Below are 21,961 nucleotides of genomic sequence, written 5' to 3' on the forward strand. Positions count from 1 at the left end.
CATCATCCCACTACACCACCCCATCGACCTTGAGCCGCGCGATGGCCGCCGCATCGTAGCCGAGCGACGCCAGCACCTCGTCGTTGTGCTGGCCCAAGGTCGGCCCCAGCCACTGGGTCTTGCCCGGCGTGGCGGACAGTTTCGGGCTGATGGCGGGCAATTTGACGGGCGTGCCGTCGGCAAACTGGTGCTGCTCGAACATCTCGCGAGCGAGAAACTGCGGGTCGCTCATCATGTCGCGCACGGAGTAGATTTTGCCGGCCGGCACATCCGCTGCCTTCAACACGGCCAGCGCGCTGTCTATCGTGTGCGTGGCGCACCAGGCGCCGATGGCGTCGTCGATTTCCTGCGTGCGCGCGACCCGGCCGTCGTTGCGCGCCAGTTGCGGGTCGCCCGCCATGTCGATGCGGCCCATGGCCAGCATCAAGCGCTTGAAGATGGCGTCGCCATTGCCGGCAATCACGATGTTTTCGCCATCGCCCGTCGTGTAGGTATTCGAGGGCACGATGCCGGGCAGCGAGCCGCCCGTGCGCTCGCGCACCACGCCCGCCTGGTCGTACTCGGGCACCAGGGATTCCATCAGGTTGAACACGGATTCGTACAGGGCCACGTCGACCATCTGGCCTTCGCCAGCGGCCGCCCCACCCGTCACGTCGCGGTGGCGCAAGGCCATCATGGCGCCGATCACGCCGTGCAGGGCCGCCACGGAGTCGCCGATCGATACGCCGACGCGCACGGGCGGGCGGTCGGCAAAGCCGGACACATAGCGCAAGCCGCCCATCGATTCGCCGATGGCGCCGAAACCGGGCAAGTCCTTCATCGGCCCCGTCTGGCCAAAGCCGGACAGGCGCACCATGATGAGGGACGGTTTAATCTGCTTGAGCTGTTCGTAGCCGAGATCCCACTTTTCCAGCACGCCGGGGCGGTAGTTCTCGATGATGATGTCCGCTTCCAGGGCCAGCTGGCGCGCGATGGCGCGGCCTTTGGGCGACTTCAGGTTCAAGGTGACGCTTTTCTTGTTGCGCGCTTGCACCGACCACCACAGGGAAGTGCCATCCTTCAGTACGCGCCAGGTACGGATGGGATCGCCGCCATCGGGCGACTCGATCTTGATCACGTCGGCGCCGAATTCAGCCAGCATGCGGGCACAGAACGGCCCCGCGATCAGGGTGCCCAGTTCCAGCACTTTAATGCCTTGCAATGGACCAGTGGTCGCGGAGGATTCTGTCATGTTGTGCTCAGGTTGCCCTGCGGTCGAGCATCGCGCGGGCAATCGTGCCCGCGTCGACGTATTCCAGTTCGCCGCCCACGGGCACGCCGCGGGCCAGGCGGCTCACGCGCAAGCCCCGCGCCTTCAGCATTTCGCTGATGTAGTGGGCCGTCGCTTCGCCTTCATTCGTGAAGTTGGTGGCCAGCACCACTTCGCCGACCACGCCATCGTTGGCGCGGTTCAATAATTTTTCAAGGTGGATGTCTTTCGGGCCGATGCCGTCCAGCGGAGAGAGCCGTCCCATGAGGACGAAATACAGGCCCTTGTAGGTCAGCGTCTGCTCGATCATCAGCTGGTCGGCGGGCGTTTCCACCACGCACAGCAAGCGCTTGTCGCGCTCTTCGTCGAGACAGGTCTCGCACACCTCATGTTCGGTAAAGGTATTGCACAGGCCGCAGTGATGCACGGCATCGACGGCCTGGAACAGGGCGCGCGACAGCATGGCCGCGCCTTCCCTATCGTGCTGCAACAAATGAAACGCCATCCGCTGCGCCGACTTGGGGCCGATGCCGGGCAGGCGCCGCAGCGCCTCGGTCAAGAATTCAAGCGACTTGGACATGGATCAACCTTGCCCCGTGCCATAGATCGAGCGCATGCGGCAGTGCATCAGAATGGCATTTTGAAGCCGGCTGGCAAGTTCATGCCGCCAGTCAAGCCTGCCATTTTTTCCGCCGACGTCGCTTCCGCCTTGCGCACGGCGTCGTTGAAGGCGGCAGCCACCAGGTCTTCCAGCATGTCCTTGTCGTCGGCCAGCAGCGACGGGTCGATGGACACGCGCTTGACGTCGTTCTTGCACGTCATGACGATTTTCACGAGGCCGGCGCCGGACTGGCCTTCCACTTCCACCAGCGCCAGTTGTTCCTGGGCCTTTTTCATGTTGTCTTGCATTGCTTGCGCCTGCTTCATCAGGCCAGCCAGTTGATTTTTCATCATGAGAATGCTCCGTTCAATTCAGTTTATGAGTTTTGTTAATCATTAATGCAGGGTCGGCGCGGCGGAGCCGGCCGGTGCAGGGGTAATCGTTCCCGGCACAACAAAAGCGTCGAATGCACGCTTCATGTCGAGCACGAAGGGATCGCTGGCGATGGTTGCTTCCGCTTGCAGCTGGCACGCCTCGCGGTGGGCCTGCGCTTCCGCGCTGGCCGTGTACCAGACGGCGCCCAGTTCCGTGTCGACATTGACCTTGCGGCCGAAGCGCTCGCTGAGCACGGCCGCCAGTTTTTCCACGTTGGCCGGACTGCGCCACGTATCGATGGGCACGCGCAGGCGGAAAGTCGTGCTGTGCCCATCGTGCAGGCATTCGATCAGCTCGGCCTGCACGGCCAGTTGCTGGGCTATGCCACGCAGGGGCAGCACGGCGGCAACGGCTGGCCAGTTGCCGTCCCAGTCCAGGCCCGGCACGGGCGTGATCACATATGGCCCGCTCGGTGCAGCTTGCTTGGCGGCACGCTGCGGCATGACGACGGCCGGCTGCTCGCTGCTTTGCGCGGCGGGCGCCGACACGGCAGCCGACGCGCTGTCGTCGGAAAATTCGGTGACCCACGGCGGCAAGTCGTCGTCGGCGGGTGCCTGCTGTGGCGGCGGCGCGGCAGGACGCGCCTGCTGCACGGGTGCCGTAGCGGCCACTGGAGCTTCCATCACGGCGACCGGTGGCGCATCGTCCCACGGCGCAGGCGCTTTCGCGGCGGCTGGCGGTGGCGGTGCTGCCTGGACCGGTGCGGCCGGGGCTGGCGCCGCGGCGACAGCTTCCGCTGCCGGTGCGGAGGCAGCCGGCTTGGGCGCCGACGATGGCGCCGATGGCGCGCTGCCCGGACGGCCTTTCGAGGCGGCACGGGCCGCTTCCAGCGCCGCATTGATGGCGGCGCGGGCGGAACTGATCGGGGCGCCCGATGCTGCCGGGGCGGCCACAGCAGGAGCAGGAGCGGCAGGCGGCGCCGCTGGTGCCGGCGCCGGGGCTGCTACAGCTGCCGGTGCCGGTGCCGGAGCAGCCGCGCGTGGTGGCGGCGCTTCGCTGCGGGCCATGCTGGCGGCAGCGGCTGCGACCACGGCGGGCGGGGTCACGGCGGCATGGCTGGCCACGCTGTTCGTCGCGGCGCGGGCGGCCGGTGCGGATGCGCCAGCCGCGGCGCGCGCGGCGGCCACGGCAGCGGGACGGTTGCCCGATACAGAAGCTGGCGCGGCAGCAGGTACACCTTCGGCGCCGCCTATGCCGGGCCGAAAGGCCAGCATGCGCAGCAAGGTCATGGTAAAGCCCGCATATTCGTCGGGCGCCAGGCCCAGTTCATTGCGGCCATGCACGGCGATCTGATAAAACAGCTGGACTTCTTCCGCGTCAAACGCGGCAGCGAGGCGGACGATGTCCGCGTATTCGGGTAAATCCTGCGGCAAGGCGGCGGGCACGGTTTGCGCCAGCGCAATGCGGTGCAACAAGGTGCCCAGGTCTTGCAGGGCACCGTTGTACGACAGGCTGCGCGACGCCATCTCGTCGGCCACGGCCAGCAGATCGGCGCCATCCTGCTGCGCCAGCGCGTCGAGCAGGCGCACCAGGTACGATTGGTCGAGCGCACCGAGCATGCCTTGCACGGCGTCCAGGGTCACCGCGCCGGCCGCGTAGGCAATGGCCTGGTCCGTCAGGGACAGCGCATCGCGCATGGAGCCGTGGGCGCCCTGGGCCAGCAGGCGCAAGGCCGGCTGTTCGAAGCTGATGCCCTCTTGCCCCAGGATATTGTCCAGGTGGCTGATGATGTGGCCGGGCGGCATCTGCTTGAGGTTGAACTGCAGGCAGCGCGACAGCACGGTCACGGGAATCTTTTGCGGGTCCGTCGTGGCCAGGATGAACTTGACATGCTCGGGCGGCTCTTCCAGGGTTTTGAGCATGGAATTGAACGCGTGGTTCGTCAGCATGTGCACCTCATCGATCATATAGACCTTGAAGCGCGCATTGCTTGGTGCATACACGGCTTGCTCGAGCAGCTGCGCCATTTCATCGACGCCGCGGTTCGACGCCGCATCCATCTCTATATAGTCGACAAAGCGTCCCGCGTCGATCGCCGTGCACGCTTCGCACTGGCCGCAAGGCTGGGCCGTGATGCCGCCCGTGCCGTCGGGGCCGATGCAATTGAGCGACTTGGCCAGGATGCGCGACAGGGTCGTCTTGCCGACGCCGCGCGTGCCTGTGAACAGATAGGCGTGATGCAATCGGCCGCTGTGCAAGGCATGCGTGAGCGCGCGCACGACGTGCTCCTGGCCGACGAGCGTCTCGAAATTCTTGGGGCGGTATTTACGGGCGAGGACTTGATAGGACATGCTGAGATTTTACCATGCGATTTTGCGGGTGATCCTGCGCGGCGGGCGCAAGCCTCATGGCCGGGCCAGGACAAATCTGGCAAACGCGGCAAAGCAGCAATTGTATAACATGGCCAGCTAGAAACAGTGAAAACACGGCAAGCCCGGCAATGCTGCGGGTCGGCCCTAAAACGGGGCCGTAAAAGCAAAAAAGCTGCCCATGGCAGCTTGATTGTTGATCCTGATAAAACATTCCCGAAGGAGGCGAGCCTGATCTGCGGCACTCATGGTTAATAGCCGTGGCTGCTTCGTTCCCGACCTGACCAGGTTAGCCATGCCACGATGCGCAGGGGCCCGCCAGGGACAATTATAACCGACCTGCGCAAGATTGGGAAATTGCCGTGTCAATGCTGCGTAGGTGGGCGTAGGTCGGCTTAGGCGTAGGTCGGCTTAGGCGTAGGTCGGCTTAGGCGTAGGTCGGCTTAGGCCGCAGGCCGTAAGCCGACACTGCCAAGTATGCAGGCAATGGGTATCCAAGCGCTGCAGAACAAGCAAGCACCGCAACGTCGGCTTACGCGCTGCGCGCTAAGCCGACCTACGTCACTATCTATAAACCCAACTCCTGCCAAATCCCATCCACCTTGGCCTTCACTTCCGGCGTCATGGCAATCGTCGTGCCCCACTCGCGCGTCGTTTCGCCCGGCCATTTATTGGTCGCATCGATACCCATCTTGCTGCCCAGGCCGCTGACCGGCGAGGCGAAGTCCAGGTAGTCGATTGGCGTGTTGTCGACCAGGGTCGTGTCGCGGATCGGATCGACACGCGTGGTGATGGCCCAGATGACTTCTTTCCAGTCGCGGATATTCACGTCTTCGTCGACCACGACGATGAACTTGGTATACATGAACTGGCGCAAGAAGCTCCACACGCCGAACATCACGCGCTTGGCGTGGCCCGCATACTGTTTCTTGATCTGCACCACGGCCATGCGGTAGCTGCAGCCTTCGGGCGGCAGATAGAAGTCGGTGATTTCGCTGAACTGCTTTTGCAGCAGCGGCACGAACACTTCGTTCAGGGCCAGCCCCAGCACGGCCGGCTCGTCCGGCGGTTTTCCTGTGTACGTGGAGTGGTAGATCGGATCGCGGCGCATGGTGATGCGGTCGATGGTAAACACAGGGAAACTGTCCTGCTCATTATAGTAGCCTGTGTGGTCGCCATACGGCCCTTCCAGCGCATGCTCGTAGCCGCTCGGATGGTTTTCGTCCGGATAGATATGGCCTTCGAGCACGATTTCGGCCGATGCCGGCACGCGCAGCTCGCTGCCGATGGCTTTCACCAGCTCCGTGCGGCTGCCACGCAGCAAGCCGGCGAACTGATATTCGGACAGGCTGTCGGGCACCGGCGTGACGGCCCCTAATATAGTAGCGGGATCGGCACCGAGCGCGACGGCGATCGGATACGGCTTGCCCTTGCTTTGAATCGCGTGCTCGCGGAAGTCCAGCGCCCCGCCCCGGTGCGCCAGCCAGCGCATGATGACCTTATTGCGCCCCAGCACTTGCTGGCGGTAGATGCCGAGGTTTTGCCGCTTCTTGTTCGGCCCTTTGGTGATCACCAGGCCCCAGGTGATCAGGGGGGCGACGTCGCCGGGCCAGCAATGCTGGATCGGCAGGCGCGCGAGGTCGACGTCGTTGCCTTCCCAGACGATTTCCTGGCACTTCGCGCCGCGCAACTCCTTCGGCGACATGTCCCACACGGATTTCACCAGCGAACCGAGGCCCAGCAGATCCTTGAAATCCTTCGGCGGTTCCGGTTCCTTCAAGCGCGCCAGCACATGGCCGATCTTGCGCAACTCGCTGACGTCTTCCGCACCCATGCCCAGCGCCACGCGGCGCGTGGTGCCGAACAGGTTGCCCAGCACCGGCATGGTGTATCCCGTCGGATTATTGAACAGCAAGGCCGGTCCGCCCGCGCGCAAGGTGCGGTCGCAGACTTCCGTCATCTCCAAAATCGGTGAAATGGGGGTCGAAATGGGCTTAAGTTCACCCATTTGTTGCAGTTGAGAAATAAAATCTCGTAAATCTGAATATTTCATGTGTTTTTAATTTTTTTTGACGTCGGACGCCGTTGCTGAAGGATCTATGCCAAGTAATTGATTTTATTGGCTTTTGGCACAATGCAAGTCAAAAAGTAAGACATAAAAGTAATAAAGAAACGATTCGTTAGTATTGACTTGATATAAAACGGCTTCTACAATTCGCCCAACTTGAAAGAGCACGCCGGCCCAGAGCTTGATTTTAGCGTTTCTCTTTCATTCACGGAGTCGGGGCTCCACATGACATTTTAAGGAGTGTTTTCAAAAGGCGTCTGCCTTACCCCCGGTAAAAGTTGTATTGCGACTGATCCAATACCAGCATGGGACCGATCAGCTCAAGCAAGCAATGACGGCGTTTCTCGCACGCATCCATACGCGGCGGAAACGATGATATTTCTGATGCACGGCATTGGCAGTACCCACAACACCGCGACACCGCGGAGGGACTGCCTGTTGACGCGACATTTCGGGGAACTCTATGACTCATCGTAGCACTGAAGCAGCATTACCTGCTTCAACCGTGGCTGGTCAGCCAGCGTTGGCGCGTTTGCGCGCCCGCGCACAAGCCATTTCGGCCCGTGGCGTTTTAACCACTGCGCAACACACACTGACAGTCTTCGGCATTTCCGCCCTGGCACTGATCGCCCTGCTGATGTTCCGCCCTGACCTGGGCAAGCAACTGACGCACAGCCTGTTCCCGCTGCCGATGGCAGAAGCGCAAGCCGTTGAAGCGCCGGCCCTGTCGGCACTGATGGAAGCGCCCGCTTCCGTGCAAACGGCCGCCTCCAGCGACGCACCGCTGAGCAAGGAAGAAAAAGCCTTGCTGGGCACGCAAAAGCAGCAGCAATGGGTTACCAACTGGCTCTCCAAGCGCTACCGCGTGGCCAACGACGCGACCAATATGCTCGTGTCGACGGCGTACCTGACGGCCCGTGAAATCAAGCTGGACCCGCTGCTGATCCTGGCCGTGATGGCCATCGAATCGGGCTTGAACCCGTTCGCGGAAAGCCCCGTCGGCGCACAAGGCTTGATGCAAGTCATGTCGAAAGTGCACCATGAGCGCTTCCAGGAAATGGGCGGCGTGCAAGCAGCCCTGAACCCCGTCGCCAACATCCGCGTCGGCTCCCTGATCCTGAAAGACTACGTCACGCGTGGCGGTTCCGTCGAAGCGGGCTTGAAAACCTACGTGGGTGCCGCCAACTTCGCCACCGATTCGGGCTACGGCTCGCGCGTGCTGGCCGAATACCGCCGCCTGAAACAAGTGTCGGCTGGCCAGCGCGTGCCGACCACGACACCGGTGATGGCATCGAACACGCCAGCACCAGCCAAGGCACCGGCAGCGGTAGCGGAAAGCGGCATCACCATCAAAGTATTGCCCCACAACGAGATCGCCGGCCTGTGACCCTTTAAAAGCCCTCACAGGGGCATCCAAAAAGCAGCACCCAATGAAAAAGCCACCGCACGCAAGTGCCGGTGGCTTTTTTACTGCCTGCGACCATGGCCGCAGGAACTACTCTGTATATTACTTGCGCTTGTTGGCGTTGACTTCTTCCTCGCGGAATTTCACTGCCAGCTTGTCGAGCACGCCGTTCACATACTTGTGACCGTCGATACCGCCAAACGACTTGGCCAGCTCGACCGCTTCGTTGATGACGACGCGGTACGGGATTTCCATGTTGTTCTTCAGCTCGAAAGCGCCGATCAGCAGGATGCCGTGTTCGATCGGCGACAGTTCCGCGATATTGCGGTCGATCAATGGTGCCATGCTTTCGCGCAGCGCCAGCGAATCCTTGATGGCGCCGTACAGCAGCACCGTGAAATGATCGCCATCGGCCTTGTCGAAACCGTGGGCCGCGCGAATATTGTTCACGACGGTGGTCGCGTCTTCATTGTTCAGCAGCCACTGGTACAAGCCCTGCAGCGCAAACTCGCGCGCGCGGTGACGCGGCGTGCGGTTTTTGCTGGGATTGGCGAGCAAATTTTTCTCAGTCATGATTGTTACCTGTTCTTAAATACGTATTTACTGCAGATAGTGACGAATACCGCGGTGCGCTGCCAGGCAGCACACTGCGGCGCAAGCACGATTAATCCTCGTCTGTGTCTTGCAACTCTTCCAGCGCTTGCGCCAGATTGGCCATTTCCACTGCCACGCGTGCCGCTTCGGCTCCCTTGACCAGCATGCGCACTTCCGCCTGCTCGTCGTTTTCGGTCGTCAACACTGCGTTGGCGATCGGGATGCCGTAATCGAGACCGACGCGCGTGATGCCCGCGCCCGATTCGTTCGATACCAGCTCGAAGTGGTAGGTTTCACCGCGAATCACGGCGCCCAGTGCGATCAGGGCGTCGAATTGCTCGGTTTCTGCCATTTTTTGCAGAATCAGTGGGATTTCCAGGGCGCCCGGCACGGTCACGTGCAGGATATCTTCATCGGCCACGCCCAGCTTGCTCAACTCTTCCAGGCATGCCGACAGCAAGCCACCACCGACGATTTCATTGAATCGTGCCTGGACGATACCGACGCGCAAACCTTCGCCGGCAAAATTGGTTTCATATGCTCCTACTGTCATCATAAGCCTCTTTAATCTGGTGGTTCAGGGCGACACACACATGCCGCCATCGTTTACTCTCACATTGACGCCTGACAAAATCGTAGCGAGCGGCAGCGAGTTGTGGTCGAGAAGCGCAACTGTACGAAGGTACAGTGAGCATCGCAGGCCGCAAATCGCGACGCGCAGTAGATTTAGTTAGGCGTCTGGCCAGGATGGCACTGAAAACCTGTTACTTCCAGGTCGAAACCGACCATCGACGGCATCTTGCGGGGGCTGGCCAGCAATTGCATCTTGCTCACGCCCAGGTCGCGCAGGATTTGCGCGCCGATGCCATAGCTGCGCAAGTCCATGCTGGCGGCGCGGCCTTTTGGCTTGGCTTGCGGCGTGTCCAGGGCGGCGAACTGGGCAAACAGCTCGCTCGACGTCTCGCCGCAGTTCAGCAAGACCATCACACCACGCTCGGCCTGCTTGATGGCGGCCATCGAGGCGGCCACCGTCCACGAGTGGGTGGTCGCTTCGCTTTCCAGCACGTCCAGCAGGGAAACGGGCTGGTGCACGCGCACCAGCGCTTCCAGGCCTGGAGCCAGGTCGCCATGCACAAGGGCCAGATGGGCCGACGCGCTGGGCTTGTCGCGGAAGGCGATCAAACGGAATTCGCCATGCGCCGTGTGCAGGGTGCGCTCGGCAACGCGTTCGACCAGGGACTCGGTCTGGCTGCGGTAATGGATCAGGTCGGCAATCGTGCCGATTTTCAGGCCATGTTGCTCGGCAAACACCAGCAAGTCCGGCAGGCGCGCCATGGTGCCGTCGTCCTTCATGATTTCGCAAATCACGGATGCGGGCGTCAAGCCGGCCATGGCCGTCAGGTCGCAACCGGCTTCCGTATGGCCTGCGCGCATCAGCACGCCGCCCTTTTGCGCTTTCAGCGGGAAGATATGGCCGGGCTGGACGATATCGCTGGGCTGCGTGCCCTTGGCAACAGCCACCTGGATGGTCTTGGCGCGGTCGGCGGCGGAAATGCCCGTCGTCACGCCTTCGGCCGCTTCGATGGAGACCGTGAAATTGGTACCGTAGGCGGTGCCGTTGCGCGAGGTCATCATCGACAGGTTCAGCTCGTCGCAACGCTCTTCCGTCAGGGTCAGGCAAACCAGGCCACGCGCATGCGTGATCATGAAATTGATGGCTTCAGGCGTCACGAAATCGGCGGCAAGCACCAGATCGCCTTCATTTTCCCGGTCTTCTTCATCGACCAGTATCACCATGCGGCCGGCGCGCAATTCAGCGACGATCTCTTCGGTGCTGGATATAGACATTGTTCATCCTCGTATGACGCCTGGCCAAACCTGCTGCGCGTCGGTATAGGCGGCCTGCGATGCTCACCGTACCTTCGTACGGTTGCGCTTCTCGGCCACCTCTCCCTTCCGCTCGCGACGGTTTTGCCGGGCGTTGTTAATGTAACTAAAAACTGAACCTAAACCTGAAACATCAAGCGAGAATATTCCGCGAATTTCCGGGAATTTTCTTATAACCTGCTATTTTAAAGGATTTAGCGCTTGCAGACCTGAAATAAGACAGTCCAGCAACACCAATAGGCAGGCCGCCTCCCTGCCTGCCCCACAAAGCGCCGATTCCCCGATCCGGCGCACACGGCGGCGGCAAAGCGCGCGCCGCCGGCCTTGCAAAGAGCATAAGATCAGCCAGTCACCGCCACGGCGCTGATACCCCACTCGCAGCGACACCCCACACAGGAGCGGCAATATGAAAACCAACGGATCGGCCATCTGGTCAGGCGGCATCAAGGATGGCAAGGGCGCCATCAGCACGCGCAGCGGCGCCTTGCAGGAATATCCCTATGGCTTTGCCAGCCGCTTCGAAGGCAAGCCCGGCACGAATCCCGAGGAATTGATCGGCGCCGCCCACGCGGGCTGCTTCACCATGGCCCTGTCGCTGATCCTCGGCGAAGCGGGCCTGACGGCGGAAAAGATGGAGACGACGGCCGAAGTGACTCTCGACAAGGTCGACGACGGCTTCGCCATCACGGCCGTCCACCTGATCCTCAAAGCGAAGATCCCGGGTGCCGACCAGGCGAAGTTCGAGGAATTGACGGGCAAGGCCAAGGCTGGCTGCCCCGTATCGAAGCTGCTGAAAGCCAACATCACCCTGGACGCGACCCTGCTGCCCTAGATTTTAGGCACGGGCTTGACAGGTTCCACGGCAGCGACGGGCGCCACCAGCGGCAGGCGCGAGTCGCTGGCCGGCAATGGCCGATTCATCAAGCCGGGATTCAGGGCTGCATTGTTCAGGTTATAGGCGGCAATGGCCGCCACCACGGATGGGTCTTGCGATGAGGGCAAGGGCACGGCCTGGCCCGCTGCTTGCGTGGCTTGCTGCTGCGCCTGGGCATTTTGCTGGGCCAGCTGGGCCTGGGCCGTCGCCTGCAGTCCTGCTTGCGCCTGTAACTGGGTATCGCGCGCCTGGGTCTGCGCGCGCGCGGCCTCTGCCTGCGCACGCAGCTGGGCATCGCTGTCGGCCAGCTGTGCCGAGGTCAGCCGTGCGCGCTCCGTCGCATCGGCTGCCGCCTGCGCCTGCTCTTCGCGCTGCGTCTGTTGCAATTGATCCTGGCGCAATGCGTCCAGGCGCGCGTCTTCCTGCCGCAGGGCCTGGCGTTCGGCGTCCAGGCGCTGCGTGTCGATATCCTGGGCGTCAAAACGCTGCTGGCTGGCCCTCTGCGCCTGCTGCAAGTCCTGCCCGGCTGTCGCCGGTGGCGGCCGCAGTTCCTGCAAGTCCAGGTTCAGCTCTTCCGCTTCCAGTTGCTGCTGCAGTTCCAGCTGCCGCTGTGCGATGGCAGCCGTTTGCGGCGGCGCCACGTCGACGGCCTGCGGCTGCGTGGCTTGCGACGCCTGCACGGCGCCGGACGGCAATGTTTCGCCCGTTAAATCCGCTTCGACATTGGCCTCCAGCGGCGCGCCCTGCTGCCGGGCCAGCACGGCGCCCACCTGCGCCAGCACGTCCGTTCCCTGTTGCAAGGCGTCCAGGGTGGCATTGCTGTCGGCCGCATAGGCGGCTTGCAACGTTGGCGCATCGACATCTTCATTGCGCAAGTCGATGCCGATACGGGCCAGCTGCGCTTGCGTGAGCAAGCTGCCGTCCTGCGCCAGCGCGGCAGCCGCATCCGTCGTGCCGTCGCGCGACAATAAATCGTAGCGCTGCGCCAGGCTGCCCGGCGTGTCGCCGGCCGTCGCCAGTTGGCTGGCGTCGATGCCGCTCGTTTGCAGCTGGGCGAACGATTCCGTCAACTGCCGCGCCAGCGCCAGCAAGTCGTCATTGACATTGACGGGAGTATTTGCCGCCCTGGCCTCTTCCGTGGCGCCTTGCAAGGCCAGCAGTTGCCGGCGCGACAAGGCCACGCCGGACAGGAACTGCCCCAGCGGGGAGATGTCGACCTGGGTCGAGGACTGGATGGCAAGGGCCGCTGCCGCGCTGGACGGCGGCACGGGCAGCGCAGGTGCCAGCGGCGCCAGCGGTACCGTCTCGCCCACGCGGGACGTGGCCGGGATGGTGTTGGGCACGGTTGCGCGCGAAATCGGGTCCATGGCTAGCCTCCACTGCGGAAAGCTTCATAGTATGCGCGTCTGAAAGAAAAGCAACACACGCTTGGCAAGGCCGCTGGTGTGCTGCTTCAAGCTGTGGTGTTAAGCGGCAGCCTTGTCCAAGGACAGCATGCGCTCGACATAGCGGGCGATCAAATCGATTTCCAGGTTGACCTTGCCATCGACCGTCAAGTGTTTCAAGGTCGTCATGGCGATCGTGTGCGGGATCAGGTTGATCGAGAAACGGCAGCCGTTGACGGCGCCCGCGCCCAGGTCTTCCACGCGGTTGACGGTCAGCGACACGCCATTGACGACGACGGAACCCTTGAAGGCCAGGTATTTCGCCAGCTCGTGCGGTGCTTCGATCACCAGTTCCCACGATTCGCCCACGGCTTCGAACTTGCGCACGATGCCCAGGCCGTCAACGTGGCCGGAGACCAGGTGCCCCCCCAAGCGCTCGGCCAGGGTCAGGGCTTTTTCCAGGTTCACTTCCGTGGTGGTATCGAGGCCCACGGTGCAATTGAGGCTTTCACGCGAGACATCGACGGCGAAACCCGTGTCCGATTTTTCCACCACCGTCATGCAGGCGCCATTGATGGCGATCGAATCGCCCAGGGCCACATCGGCCAGCGGCAAGCCGCCCGCGTGGATGTTCAGGCGCAAGCCTGCATCGAGGCCGCCGTCGAGCGGCTGCACGGTTTCAATCTTGCCGATGGCGGCAACAATTCCTGTAAACATGAACTAACCCTATAAAGTGTAAAAGTATTAATTGCGCTGGGCGAATCTTGCAAGGATACGCACATCTTCGCCCACTTGCTGAACCTGGTGAAATTGCAAAGTGCGCTGTTGCTTGATATCCGTCAATGCGGGCAAGTCAAACATGCCTTGCGCATCGCCCAGCAAGGTGGGCGCCAGGTAGACCAGCAACTCGTCGACGCAGCCTTCGCGTATCAGCGAACCATTCAGCTTAGCGCCGGCCTCGACGTGGACTTCATTGATTTGCCGGCGTCCCAGTTCCAGCATCAGCGCGGGCAGGTCGACCTTGCCGTCCCCGTTCGGCACCACGATGACTTCCGCACCGAGCGCCTGCAGCTGCGCTTCCTTTTCCGGGTTGGCGACGGCCGCCACGATCCACGTGCCGCCACCTTGCAGGATGCGCGCGTCGAGGCTGATGTCGAGCCGGCTGTCGACGACGATGCGGCGCGGCTGGCGCGGCGTCTCCACGGCGCGCACGTTCAGTTGCGGGTCGTCCGCCTTGACCGTGCCGATGCCCGTCAGGATGGCGCAGGCGCGCGCGCGCCACGCGTGGCCGTCGGCGCGCGCCTGCGGCCCCGTGATCCACTGGCTTTGCCCATTGTGCAAGGCCGTCATGCCGTCCAGGCTGGCCGCCGTTTTCATGCGCACCCACGGCTTGCCACGCTGCATGCGCGAAAAGAAGCCGATATTCATTTCATAGGCTTCGTCGGCCAGCACATCCGTGGTGACGGCGATGCCGGCCGCTTGCAGCTTGGCCAGCCCCTGCCCCGCCACCAGCGGGTTCGGGTCCGTCATGGCGGCCACGACGCGGCCCAGCCCCGCGCGCACGAGCGCATCGGAGCATGGCGGCGTGCGGCCATGGTGGTTGCACGGCTCCAGGGTGACATAGGCGGTGGCGCCGCGCACGTCGTTGCCGCGCGCCGCCGCATTGGCCAGCGCTTGCACCTCGGCATGATCCTGCCCGGCCGCCTGCGTCACGCCAGCGCCGATCACCTGGCCATCCCTGACGATCACGCAGCCGATGCGGGGATTGGGCGAGGTCGTGTACAGACCGCGCGCCGCCCATTCCAGCGCCAGGCGCATGCCATCGATATCGTTGAGTATTTCCACGGGCTTCTTTGCTTGAAGGTGAGTAATTGGTCAATCTTGCTACGAACTGTCGGCCACGCCGCTGCAATTGACCGTCTGCTGCTGCGGATCGCACACGCGCACCCTGCCCAGCATATTGATTTTAATATGGCGCACCTGCTTTCCCAAAGCCAGGGACAAGGTACCCCAGCGCGCCGCCAGGCTATTGGTCGCGCTGCAACTGCGTCCTGCGCCATTGTAGGCGATATAAAACGGCGCCGTGGCCGACGAGAACACGAACTGGGCCGTGATGCCCTCCGGCAGCGGCCCCTGGCGGAACAGCAATTCGTCATCGCCATCGAACGCCAGGCTGGCATTGCGGTCGATGAAGATCAGCCAGCCCGTGCGCCAGTCCGTGCCACCTGGCCCGGCCGGCATCAGCAGCACGCGCTGTCCCCGCGCCATCGCCTGTGCCCGCGTCAATTCGATGGCCGAGAACAAGTCCGTGGCCGCCGCGCGCACTTGCTGTCGCGCCAGCACCTGCTGCAAACTGGGCAAGGCAGCGGCCGCCAGCAGCGCGGCAATCGCCAGCACGGCCAGCAATTCGAGCATGGTATGCCCGAGGGTGCGTACAGTCCACGGTGGCCGCTTGCGCGTCATGGCCTAGGGCCAGCAATGGCTGGCCGGGCCGCTGCTGCCGCGCTGGCCCGTGCTGCTCAAGGACATCACGCCGCAATCGGCATCCTGGAACTGCGCATCGACCTTGGACGTGCCCGGCAGGGCGCGCAACAGCACGCATTGCCCGATCGCCAGGCCGGGACAGGCCAGCGCCTCGATTTCATATGCGCTGCCGGCCGCACCTTCTTCGCCCGACCACCACGGGAATTGCTGCGCCTGCGAAGCCGGCGACGACGAGGAAAACGCGAGATAGTGATTGTTTTGCGAGTAATAGCGCTCCTGCTGTTGCATCAGCCGCAGCAGGGCCGCCTGCCCCTGCACCCGCTTGGCGCGCACGATATGGCCATGATAAGCGGGCACGGCCAGCGCCAGCAGCAGGCTCATGATCGCCAGCGCGGACAGCAGTTCGATCAGGCTGAAGCCCATGGCGGCAGAAGGGGCGCCACCGTTTGCTGCGGCCCGGTTCCGGCTTGCCAGTGCTCCCATGCGACCTCCCTTCTTCCCAAAAAAGCGCCAACCGATACGCTGCACCCGCCTTGCCGAGCCTATTTTTTCTTGGCCGCCTCGTGCAATTCGCGCCAGTTCGCTACTTCGCGCCAGCTCAGGCGCCGGGCCGGCAGCGGTGCGCTGACGACCTTGAGCACCGCCCCGCTGGCCGCACCGGGCAAGCCAGGTTGCAGCACGGCCAGTTCCTTGCGCCCCTCGGCCCGCCCTGCCGCCGTCGCGGCACCCACCGTGCTGTTCAATTCCAACGCCAGCGGCGGCGCGCGCGCCAGGCCATCGAACAAGCGCCCCGTCTGCGCGCCCGCCTGCACGACCCCGGCGCCATCGGCGGCAAAACCGCTCAGCACGTCGAGCACGTACAGGCGGGTGACTGGCGTGGCGCAAGGATCGCGCCCGGGCAGGACGGTATTGAACATCACCTTGCCAGCGGCCAGCACGGGACCGCTGATGCTGCGTTCGCCCGTCTGCGCGGTATCGAGAAAATCGAGGTACCAGCCGCGCATCGCGTCGCTGCCTGTGTAGCGCAGTTCGGCGCCGTCCACGCGCACGCCGCCCGCCGTCTCGCCCAGGCTGCGCTGTTCCAGGTCGGACCGGCTGCGCGTTGGGGACGACTCGCGCACATCGTCGTGCACGGCGTAAAACGACTGCGACAGAAAGGCGGCGGGCCAGGTATCGGCCGCTTCGACCAACTTGCCCGTGCCGAACAGCAGCAGATAGCCGCCACCGGGCGCGTAGGCCACGTTCAGTTGCTGCGTCACGGGCTGGCGCCGGCCCAGCGCATCGCGCGCGACAAAGACGAGCTTGCGCCCCTGCCCATCCTTCGACGGCGGCCCGCCAGTCAAGTCGAAGCGCCAGATATTGCCCTGCAAATCGCCCGCATACAGGAAAGCCAGCGCGCCGTCGCCGCCCGGCACCACGGCGGGCGGACCCAGCGCGTGGGGGACGGCATCGGCGTCCGCATCGCCGCCACCGCTGGCCACAGGCACCTTGAGCCGGAAGTAATTACTTCCCAACGTCCATGGCGTGCCGGGCGCCTTGTCCAGCGCCAGCAGGAAGATGGCGGCGGCCGATGCGGGCGCCGTCGTGTCCTTGCCGTCATTGACATGGTTGTTATAGCCGCTGGCGACGACAGCAAAATCGCGGTAGGTCGGCGCACCCTCCTTGCCGCCCATGTTGATGCGGGCGAAAGCAGGCGGCGCACGCACGTTGCCCATCAGCCTGTCGTCGCGGTCCGTGAATTCCCACAGCGCCCCGTCTTGCGCGAAGCGGGCCGGGTCGGTAATGTCGAGTGCAAACACGCCTTGCGCCCCGCCGCCCATACCCGACACCAGCACCGTCTTCCAATGTCCGAGCGCCATTACTTCCGCCGTGGCCGCCGCACCGTCGAGCAGCGGGCCAGGGCTGTAGTGAGTGCTCGCAACGGCTGACGCAGCGCGCAGCAGCGCTTGTGGCAGATAGGCAAACACTTCGCTGCCCGTGCGCGCATCGAAGCCATGCAGCAAGCCATCGTTGGCGCCCAGGTACAGCATTTTGCGCCGCTGCAGCAGCGCCTTGCGGTGCACGCCATAGCCGGCGCCCGGCATGCCCAGCCCCGGCGCGCCCACGTACAACAGATTGCCATGCGGCGCGGCACCCAGGCTGCCTGAGCGGCGCCGCAGGAAGCCACCCGGCTGGCCCACCTCGCTCCCGCGCTGACCAAGCAGATACGCCAGGCGCGCTTCCCCCAGTCCATCGCCGCCGTCGAATGCGCCGCGCTGTTCCGCGTCGAGCCCCTTCCAGGCCAGCGGCATCAGAGCACCCTTGGCGTCGAGCGTATAGACGGGACGCAAGGCCGCCGGCGCGCCATCCGGCGCCGGCTTTCCCAGGCCGCCAGCGCGCCACCATGGCTTGCCGGGAAGCACTCCGCCATCTGCGCCCACGGCAAACGCGGTGCGCGACACGGTCATGCCGCCATCGGCCAAGCGCAGCTGCGTCTGGAACCAGTATGCCTCTTCCATACCGCTGGCCAGCGCCATCAGGGCTGGCCCGGCCAGCGTCGCTGGCAAGGTAGCCTTGTCGGCGGACGCAAAGGCTGCGCGCAGTCCCGCGATCAGGGCGGCCGGATCGCTGCCGGGCAAATAATGGGCGGGCCAGCGGCCGTCCAGGCTCCATTCATCGAACGCGCTGCCCGTCGCGCTCTTGAACGGGTTGGCGTCGCCGTTCGCATCGACAAAGCCGCCATATTTGGCTGCCAGCAGCAAGGGCGTAGAAGCGGGAGTGGCGGCAGGGTCGCCCTGGCGCAAGTCGCCCGCGTAATGCTCGACCTTGGCAACGCCGTCGTTCTTGCCACCGGGACGCAAAGCCTGCACATGCGACCAGTAAGCCAAGCCAGCCGCATGGTAGCTGGCGCCGCCAGCCCCGTCGGCCAGCAATTCCAGTGCCGCCAGGTCGGGCCGCGGCGCGGGATTGCCCTGCGCGCCGCCGCTTTCCAGGCTGCCCACCGCGTGCGTCCAGGCCATCGCGTCGAACGCCGGCGGCGCGAATCCATCGGCAGCGCGTGCGCGGTCGCCGTTGGATGCGGGAATCACAGGAGCATTGCCGGGCACGTAACGGTCGCCCGCCATGCCAGCATCGCCGAGGCTGACGACGATGTGGCGCTGGCAACTGGCTGTTTGCGGGTCGCTCCATGGCGTCACGACCGGCAAGCCATCGTCGATGGCAGGCGGGGCCGTGGCTGGCGGCACGACAGGGCTCGCCTGCCGTCCCTGCAGGTAGCGCAGCGATTCGTACAGCAATTCAGCCAGCGGCGCCGCCTTCGCGTACGCACCGGGATGCCCGGCATTGCCGCGGCCCAAGCCATTGATGTAAGCGGTCACCCCGCCGCCAAAGCCCGCAGCCTGAGACGTAGATTGAGCCGCATACACGCCGTTGGCGGGATTCCACTCGGCGTCGGCATTGTCTTGCGGCATAAAATCGGGCGCCGCCCAGCGCTGCCTGCCCACGTGGGCCAGCGGCGCGCGCAGCACGCCGCCATACACGGGGCCGGCGCTGGCGGGCTGGCCGTTCAAGTGGCCGAACACGCCCACGCGCACCCTGCCGCCATGGCGCTGCACGGCGCCCACCGGCTTGTAGTTCTTGCCATATGCGAGGCACAAGTCGTCGCGCAACGGCCCCTCTTCCGTGTCGCAAACGCGCACGCGCGCGAGGAACACGCCGTGCGAGGCCGCAGCGCCGGGCGCGTCGCAACTGCCGCCCGGGGGCAAGCTGGCGTCGCCGAACAGCAAGCGGTTGCGGCAAGAAACGATGGCCAGTTGCGCCAGCGCAAACGGCGTCGCGGCCGCCACGCCGGTCTGCAGGAGCTTGCGCGGGAAAAAGACGGGGTGGGCAAAGAAGTCGATGGGGCTGTCCGCGTCGGGCAGGTAGGCGCGCTGCAGCACCGTCTTGCGCACTTCGTCGATGACGCGGTCGCCGCCCGTCAGCGCATAGCGGACGATGTCGAGCATGCTGGCACTGGCCCAGTTGAGAAAATTGCCGCTGAAACTGTCACCGCCGCAGCCGTGCAAGGCATCGGCCGGTTTCAGCACGGAAAAGTAAGCGGTCGCTACGCGCAAGTCCGGCAGCATGACGCCATCCTTGCTGCGGTACGGATAGCTGTAGCACATGCGCGCATGGAAGTAGCCTGCATACTCGCGCTGCGGCGCATAGTCGCCGCCATGCGCGGCAGCGGCGGCAGCGTGCGTGAGGGACAGGTTGAGCAGGAGATTCGGCGGCACCCTGGCGCCGTACAAACCCGTGTCGGCCCGCGCCAGCACCACGGGAGGAGCGCCCGCGACGGCGGCGCCGCAAGCCAGGAAAATCCGGCCGAACAGCAGCCAGGCAAACATCAAAGCCCTCATGGCCCCGCTCCCGCCGCCTGTTTGCGGTAATAACTTTGCAGCACGACTTGCGTGCTTTCCTGCGCCCCAAAACCGATGGCCGTGATGCGGTACACATAGCTTTCCGTGGCCATACCGCCGGCCGCTGCCGTGGCCTGCGCGCCGGGCGGGTGAAACGGCAGCAATTCGATCAGGTAGCGGGGCCGGCGCGACGGCAGGAAACCCTGCCCCGTCTGCATGACGGCGCCCGTAAACTGGCCGTATGAAACCGCGCGGCTGCCAGCGTCGGCGCCATCGAGGTCCATGCTTAGCCAGAGCGCCGGCGCGTCCGGCGTTGCGGGCAGACACAGGCCCAGTGCGCCTGCCTCGCCGCAACCGTCCGCGAACCCGGCCGCACTGCCTGGCCCGAAGAGGCTGCTGCGTCCCGGCGCACCGGGCAAACCTTCGATATCGTTCTGCGCATCCACCAATGCCTCCTCCGCCGCCTGAAACGCGATCTGCCGGTCGCGCTCGCCGCGTGCCGCCTTTTCGCCCTGCAAGGCCATCTGCGCTGCCGATATGCCCAGCAACAAGATGATCACCAGCAGGCACAGCACATACACGAGGGTGGCGCCGCTGTGGCATAGCCAAGATGCACAAGAAGGCACGCAACGGCGGACACCCGGGCCAGCCATCGCGCCGCCCGCCTAGGCCGGCCCGTTGCGCAGCATGATGCTCGTCTGCACCAGTTGCCGCAGCCGCGAGCGCGTCGCGGCGGGCAAGGATGCGCGCGCAATGCGCACGCCCGTGTCGCCGGCGCCGTGCGCCTCGGCATACGCCTTGCCGAACAGGTCGAACTGTGCCGGCCCCAGTTCCGCCAGCTTGTCCGCCTGGCCCGCCTCGCCATGCAGCAACAGCGCCACGCGCACGCTGGCCACGCGCTTCCAGTGTGTGCGGCGGTGCAGATCGCGCTGGCGCGCGGCCGCATCCGCGCCCTCCAGTACCAATGCCGCATCGTAGGCGTCGAGCGCGCTGGCGTTGACGTAACGGTTCGCCACGCCGTCAGGAGGCGTATCCGTGTCGAGGCCATACAGCACCTGGAAACCGTCAACGCCACGGATGATGGCGTCCGCGCCCCAGCCGTTCGCGCCACGGTATTTGCAACGCAGCTCGCCCTCGCCATCGGCGCCCTGCGCTACATAGAAAATGCTCCAGCCCCGCTGCGCCTGCGTTTGCGCGGCGCCCACGCCGAAACCCGCGCAATTGAGCACGGAACCGTCGCCGCCCTCTTCCTTGCCGGCGCCGTAATAGCGCAGAGCCAGCACGTCACTGCCATGCAGGGCGCCGGACAGCGCGCCGCTGATGCCCTCGCTGTTCTTGCCCAGGCTGCGCGCGTCGAGCCCGGCCACATTGGCGCTGTCGTCATCGGCATGGGCGACGGGCGCGGCGCTGCTGTCCCAGTTTACGTATGCCGTCTGGCGCACGGCGCGGGCGATGGTGTCGAGTGCATAGCGGCCGTTGTCGTCGAGGCGCGCGCTGGCGGACTGGTCGCCATAGCTGCCGCTGGCGGCCAGCAGCACGCTACTGGCCGCCAGCATCAGCAGCGCGCCCAGCGACAGGGCCACCAGCAATTCGACGAGGCTCATGCCGCGATGCCGATACAGGACCTCGTTCATGCGCCGCCTCCGCCCAGCTGGAATGCCAGCCTGGGCAACGACTCGCCTGCCGCATTCACGGCAGGCGAGCCATCGGGCAGGCGGCCGCGCCAGCCCAGCTTGATAACGATGGGCGCGCCCTTGCCGCCGCTGCACGCCCACTGCAAGCCTTGGGCGGCGGCATCCCACGCGGAAGTGTCGCGGCAAATATGCAGGCGCGCGCCGGGCAAGGCCGCATGCAGCCGCTGCTTCCATTCGGCGATATCGAATTGCGCCAGTTCGGCCGCGCTGCAGGCAGTGGAGCCGAAGCAGTCGGGCGCGCCGCCGCCTGCTTCGGCATCGTCCGCCGCCGCGTAGGCCACGTTCAGGTAGGGATTGCCCGCATCGGGGCCATTCATGAGCACGCTGTTCGCGCGCATGCGTTCGGCCATGCCGGCAGCCAATTGCACGCCCGCCGACAACAGCGCCGACTCATGGCGCGCGCGCAGCGAGTTCAGTTGCAGGATGCTGGCGCCCAGCAGACCCAGCGCCAACAGCAGCAGCGACACCAGCACCTCGACGAGGCTGCTGCCAACTGCAGGAAACATAGTGCGACCGCCATTGCGCATGCGCTACTCCCCTCCGCAGCAAGAGTCGCAGGAACAGGCGGCCCAGCTACAAGATAGGCGCGCGCAAAAAGCC

Annotated in this window: 19 protein-coding genes and 1 other RNA gene; 2 read left to right on the top strand and 18 right to left on the bottom strand. The window is 64.6% G+C overall.

The window, feature by feature from the left end; genetic code table 11:
* Positions 1 to 10: 10 nt before the first annotated feature.
* The 6 genes from V3C40_RS25930 to ubiD all read right to left on the bottom strand — a co-directional run bounded on the left by V3C40_RS25930 (position 11) and on the right by ubiD (position 6,647).
* Positions 11 to 1,231: a CaiB/BaiF CoA transferase family protein gene (locus tag V3C40_RS25930; protein ID WP_331778892.1), complete on the bottom strand. Its 1,221-nt coding sequence runs from the start codon at positions 1,229 to 1,231 to the stop codon at positions 11 to 13.
* A 7-nt stretch (positions 1,232 to 1,238) separates the two neighbouring features.
* Positions 1,239 to 1,829, bottom strand: coding sequence for a recombination mediator RecR (gene recR / locus V3C40_RS25935; RefSeq protein ID WP_331778893.1), 591 nt, complete (start codon positions 1,827 to 1,829; stop codon positions 1,239 to 1,241).
* 47 nt (positions 1,830 to 1,876) lie between these two features.
* Positions 1,877 to 2,203, bottom strand: a complete 327-nt coding sequence (locus tag V3C40_RS25940) for a YbaB/EbfC family nucleoid-associated protein (RefSeq protein ID WP_034759121.1) — start codon at positions 2,201 to 2,203, stop codon at positions 1,877 to 1,879.
* Positions 2,204 to 2,245: 42 nt separating this feature from the next.
* On the bottom strand, positions 2,246 to 4,576 hold the full coding sequence (gene dnaX / locus V3C40_RS25945) for a DNA polymerase III subunit gamma/tau (RefSeq protein WP_331778894.1): 2,331 nt from the start codon (positions 4,574 to 4,576) through the stop codon (positions 2,246 to 2,248).
* 239 nt (positions 4,577 to 4,815) lie between these two features.
* Positions 4,816 to 4,914, bottom strand: an RNA gene (ffs, locus tag V3C40_RS25950) — signal recognition particle sRNA small type.
* Between the two features lie 248 nt (positions 4,915 to 5,162).
* Positions 5,163 to 6,647, bottom strand: a complete 1,485-nt coding sequence (gene ubiD, locus V3C40_RS25955; protein ID WP_034759127.1) for a 4-hydroxy-3-polyprenylbenzoate decarboxylase — start codon at positions 6,645 to 6,647, stop codon at positions 5,163 to 5,165.
* Between the two features lie 478 nt (positions 6,648 to 7,125).
* On the opposite strand from ubiD, the gene V3C40_RS25960 reads away from it, so the two are divergent.
* Positions 7,126 to 8,049, top strand: coding sequence for a lytic transglycosylase domain-containing protein (locus tag V3C40_RS25960; RefSeq protein WP_070300916.1), 924 nt, complete (start codon positions 7,126 to 7,128; stop codon positions 8,047 to 8,049).
* Positions 8,050 to 8,169: 120 nt separating this feature from the next.
* Here V3C40_RS25960 and nusB read toward each other — a convergent pair whose 3' ends face one another.
* From nusB to ribBA, 3 genes are all read right to left on the bottom strand, one after another.
* Entirely contained in the window at positions 8,170 to 8,640 is a 471-nt protein-coding gene (nusB, locus tag V3C40_RS25965) for a transcription antitermination factor NusB (RefSeq protein ID WP_034759129.1), read from the bottom strand.
* A gap of 91 nt (positions 8,641 to 8,731) precedes the next feature.
* Positions 8,732 to 9,214 carry a 6,7-dimethyl-8-ribityllumazine synthase gene (ribH, locus tag V3C40_RS25970; protein WP_034759563.1) on the bottom strand — a complete coding sequence of 161 codons (483 nt, stop codon included), beginning with the start codon at positions 9,212 to 9,214 and terminating at the stop codon, positions 8,732 to 8,734.
* Between the two features lie 173 nt (positions 9,215 to 9,387).
* The gene (ribBA, locus tag V3C40_RS25975) at positions 9,388 to 10,509 is read right to left on the bottom strand and encodes a bifunctional 3,4-dihydroxy-2-butanone-4-phosphate synthase/GTP cyclohydrolase II (protein WP_034759133.1); all 1,122 of its coding nucleotides are present in this window, start codon (positions 10,507 to 10,509) and stop codon (positions 9,388 to 9,390) included.
* Positions 10,510 to 10,954: 445 nt separating this feature from the next.
* Here ribBA and V3C40_RS25980 point away from each other — a divergent pair, with 445 nt between their 5' ends.
* The gene (locus V3C40_RS25980) at positions 10,955 to 11,380 is read left to right on the top strand and encodes an OsmC family protein (protein ID WP_034759136.1); all 426 of its coding nucleotides are present in this window, start codon (positions 10,955 to 10,957) and stop codon (positions 11,378 to 11,380) included.
* Here V3C40_RS25980 and V3C40_RS25985 read toward each other — a convergent pair.
* The 9 genes from V3C40_RS25985 to pilV all read right to left on the bottom strand — a co-directional run bounded on the left by V3C40_RS25985 (position 11,377) and on the right by pilV (position 21,867).
* Positions 11,377 to 12,789: a hypothetical protein gene (locus tag V3C40_RS25985; RefSeq protein ID WP_331778895.1), complete on the bottom strand. Its 1,413-nt coding sequence runs from the start codon at positions 12,787 to 12,789 to the stop codon at positions 11,377 to 11,379. The two genes, V3C40_RS25980 and V3C40_RS25985, sit on opposite strands and share 4 nt — an antisense overlap.
* 99 nt (positions 12,790 to 12,888) lie before the next feature.
* Positions 12,889 to 13,524 (bottom strand): riboflavin synthase, encoded by a 636-nt coding sequence (locus tag V3C40_RS25990; protein WP_331778896.1) that lies wholly within the window; start codon positions 13,522 to 13,524, stop codon positions 12,889 to 12,891.
* A 27-nt stretch (positions 13,525 to 13,551) separates the two neighbouring features.
* Positions 13,552 to 14,652 (bottom strand): bifunctional diaminohydroxyphosphoribosylaminopyrimidine deaminase/5-amino-6-(5-phosphoribosylamino)uracil reductase RibD, encoded by a 1,101-nt coding sequence (gene ribD, locus V3C40_RS25995; RefSeq protein WP_331778897.1) that lies wholly within the window; start codon positions 14,650 to 14,652, stop codon positions 13,552 to 13,554.
* Between the two features lie 39 nt (positions 14,653 to 14,691).
* Complete coding sequence (locus V3C40_RS26000; protein ID WP_319993188.1) at positions 14,692 to 15,270, bottom strand: GspH/FimT family protein; 579 nt, start codon at positions 15,268 to 15,270, stop codon at positions 14,692 to 14,694.
* Between the two features lie 3 nt (positions 15,271 to 15,273).
* A complete protein-coding gene (locus V3C40_RS26005; protein ID WP_331778898.1) occupies positions 15,274 to 15,774 on the bottom strand; it encodes a type IV pilin protein in 501 nt (166 codons plus the stop codon).
* Between the two features lie 59 nt (positions 15,775 to 15,833).
* Entirely contained in the window at positions 15,834 to 19,667 is a 3,834-nt protein-coding gene (locus V3C40_RS26010; RefSeq protein ID WP_331778899.1) for a pilus assembly protein, read from the bottom strand.
* Entirely contained in the window at positions 19,664 to 20,293 is a 630-nt protein-coding gene (locus V3C40_RS26015; RefSeq protein ID WP_331778900.1) for a pilus assembly PilX family protein, read from the bottom strand. The genes V3C40_RS26010 and V3C40_RS26015 overlap by 4 nt, the downstream gene beginning before the upstream one ends.
* 39 nt (positions 20,294 to 20,332) lie before the next feature.
* The gene (locus V3C40_RS26020; RefSeq protein WP_331778901.1) at positions 20,333 to 21,301 is read right to left on the bottom strand and encodes a PilW family protein; all 969 of its coding nucleotides are present in this window, start codon (positions 21,299 to 21,301) and stop codon (positions 20,333 to 20,335) included.
* Positions 21,298 to 21,867 (bottom strand): type IV pilus modification protein PilV, encoded by a 570-nt coding sequence (gene pilV, locus V3C40_RS26025; RefSeq protein ID WP_331778902.1) that lies wholly within the window; start codon positions 21,865 to 21,867, stop codon positions 21,298 to 21,300. Before pilV ends, V3C40_RS26020 begins: the two co-directional genes overlap by 4 nt.
* Positions 21,868 to 21,961: the final 94 nt, after the last annotated feature.

This window comes from Janthinobacterium sp. LS2A (genome assembly GCF_036543145.1).
Classification (GTDB): domain Bacteria; phylum Pseudomonadota; class Gammaproteobacteria; order Burkholderiales; family Burkholderiaceae_D; genus Janthinobacterium; species Janthinobacterium aestuarii.

Bases quoted from the DNA above. Each gene is read 5' to 3' on its own strand.
- dnaX (WP_331778894.1), bottom strand. From the start codon at position 4,576: ATGTCCTATCAAGTCCTCGCCCGTAAATACCGCCCCAAGAATTTCGAG.
- V3C40_RS26010 (WP_331778899.1), bottom strand. From the start codon at position 19,667: ATGAGGGCTTTGATGTTTGCCTGGCTGCTGTTCGGCCGGATTTTCCTG.
- ribBA (WP_034759133.1), bottom strand. From the start codon at position 10,509: ATGTCTATATCCAGCACCGAAGAGATCGTCGCTGAATTGCGCGCCGGC.
- pilV (WP_331778902.1), bottom strand. From the start codon at position 21,867: ATGTTTCCTGCAGTTGGCAGCAGCCTCGTCGAGGTGCTGGTGTCGCTG.
- recR (WP_331778893.1), bottom strand. From the start codon at position 1,829: ATGTCCAAGTCGCTTGAATTCTTGACCGAGGCGCTGCGGCGCCTGCCC.
- V3C40_RS26000 (WP_319993188.1), bottom strand. From the start codon at position 15,270: ATGACGCGCAAGCGGCCACCGTGGACTGTACGCACCCTCGGGCATACC.
- V3C40_RS25980 (WP_034759136.1), top strand. From the start codon at position 10,955: ATGAAAACCAACGGATCGGCCATCTGGTCAGGCGGCATCAAGGATGGC.
- V3C40_RS25930 (WP_331778892.1), bottom strand. From the start codon at position 1,231: ATGACAGAATCCTCCGCGACCACTGGTCCATTGCAAGGCATTAAAGTG.
- V3C40_RS25960 (WP_070300916.1), top strand. From the start codon at position 7,126: ATGACTCATCGTAGCACTGAAGCAGCATTACCTGCTTCAACCGTGGCT.
- nusB (WP_034759129.1), bottom strand. From the start codon at position 8,640: ATGACTGAGAAAAATTTGCTCGCCAATCCCAGCAAAAACCGCACGCCG.
- ubiD (WP_034759127.1), bottom strand. From the start codon at position 6,647: ATGAAATATTCAGATTTACGAGATTTTATTTCTCAACTGCAACAAATG.
- V3C40_RS26020 (WP_331778901.1), bottom strand. From the start codon at position 21,301: ATGAACGAGGTCCTGTATCGGCATCGCGGCATGAGCCTCGTCGAATTG.
- V3C40_RS25985 (WP_331778895.1), bottom strand. From the start codon at position 12,789: ATGGACCCGATTTCGCGCGCAACCGTGCCCAACACCATCCCGGCCACG.
- V3C40_RS26005 (WP_331778898.1), bottom strand. From the start codon at position 15,774: ATGGGAGCACTGGCAAGCCGGAACCGGGCCGCAGCAAACGGTGGCGCC.
- V3C40_RS25990 (WP_331778896.1), bottom strand. From the start codon at position 13,524: ATGTTTACAGGAATTGTTGCCGCCATCGGCAAGATTGAAACCGTGCAG.
- ribH (WP_034759563.1), bottom strand. From the start codon at position 9,214: ATGACAGTAGGAGCATATGAAACCAATTTTGCCGGCGAAGGTTTGCGC.
- V3C40_RS25940 (WP_034759121.1), bottom strand. From the start codon at position 2,203: ATGATGAAAAATCAACTGGCTGGCCTGATGAAGCAGGCGCAAGCAATG.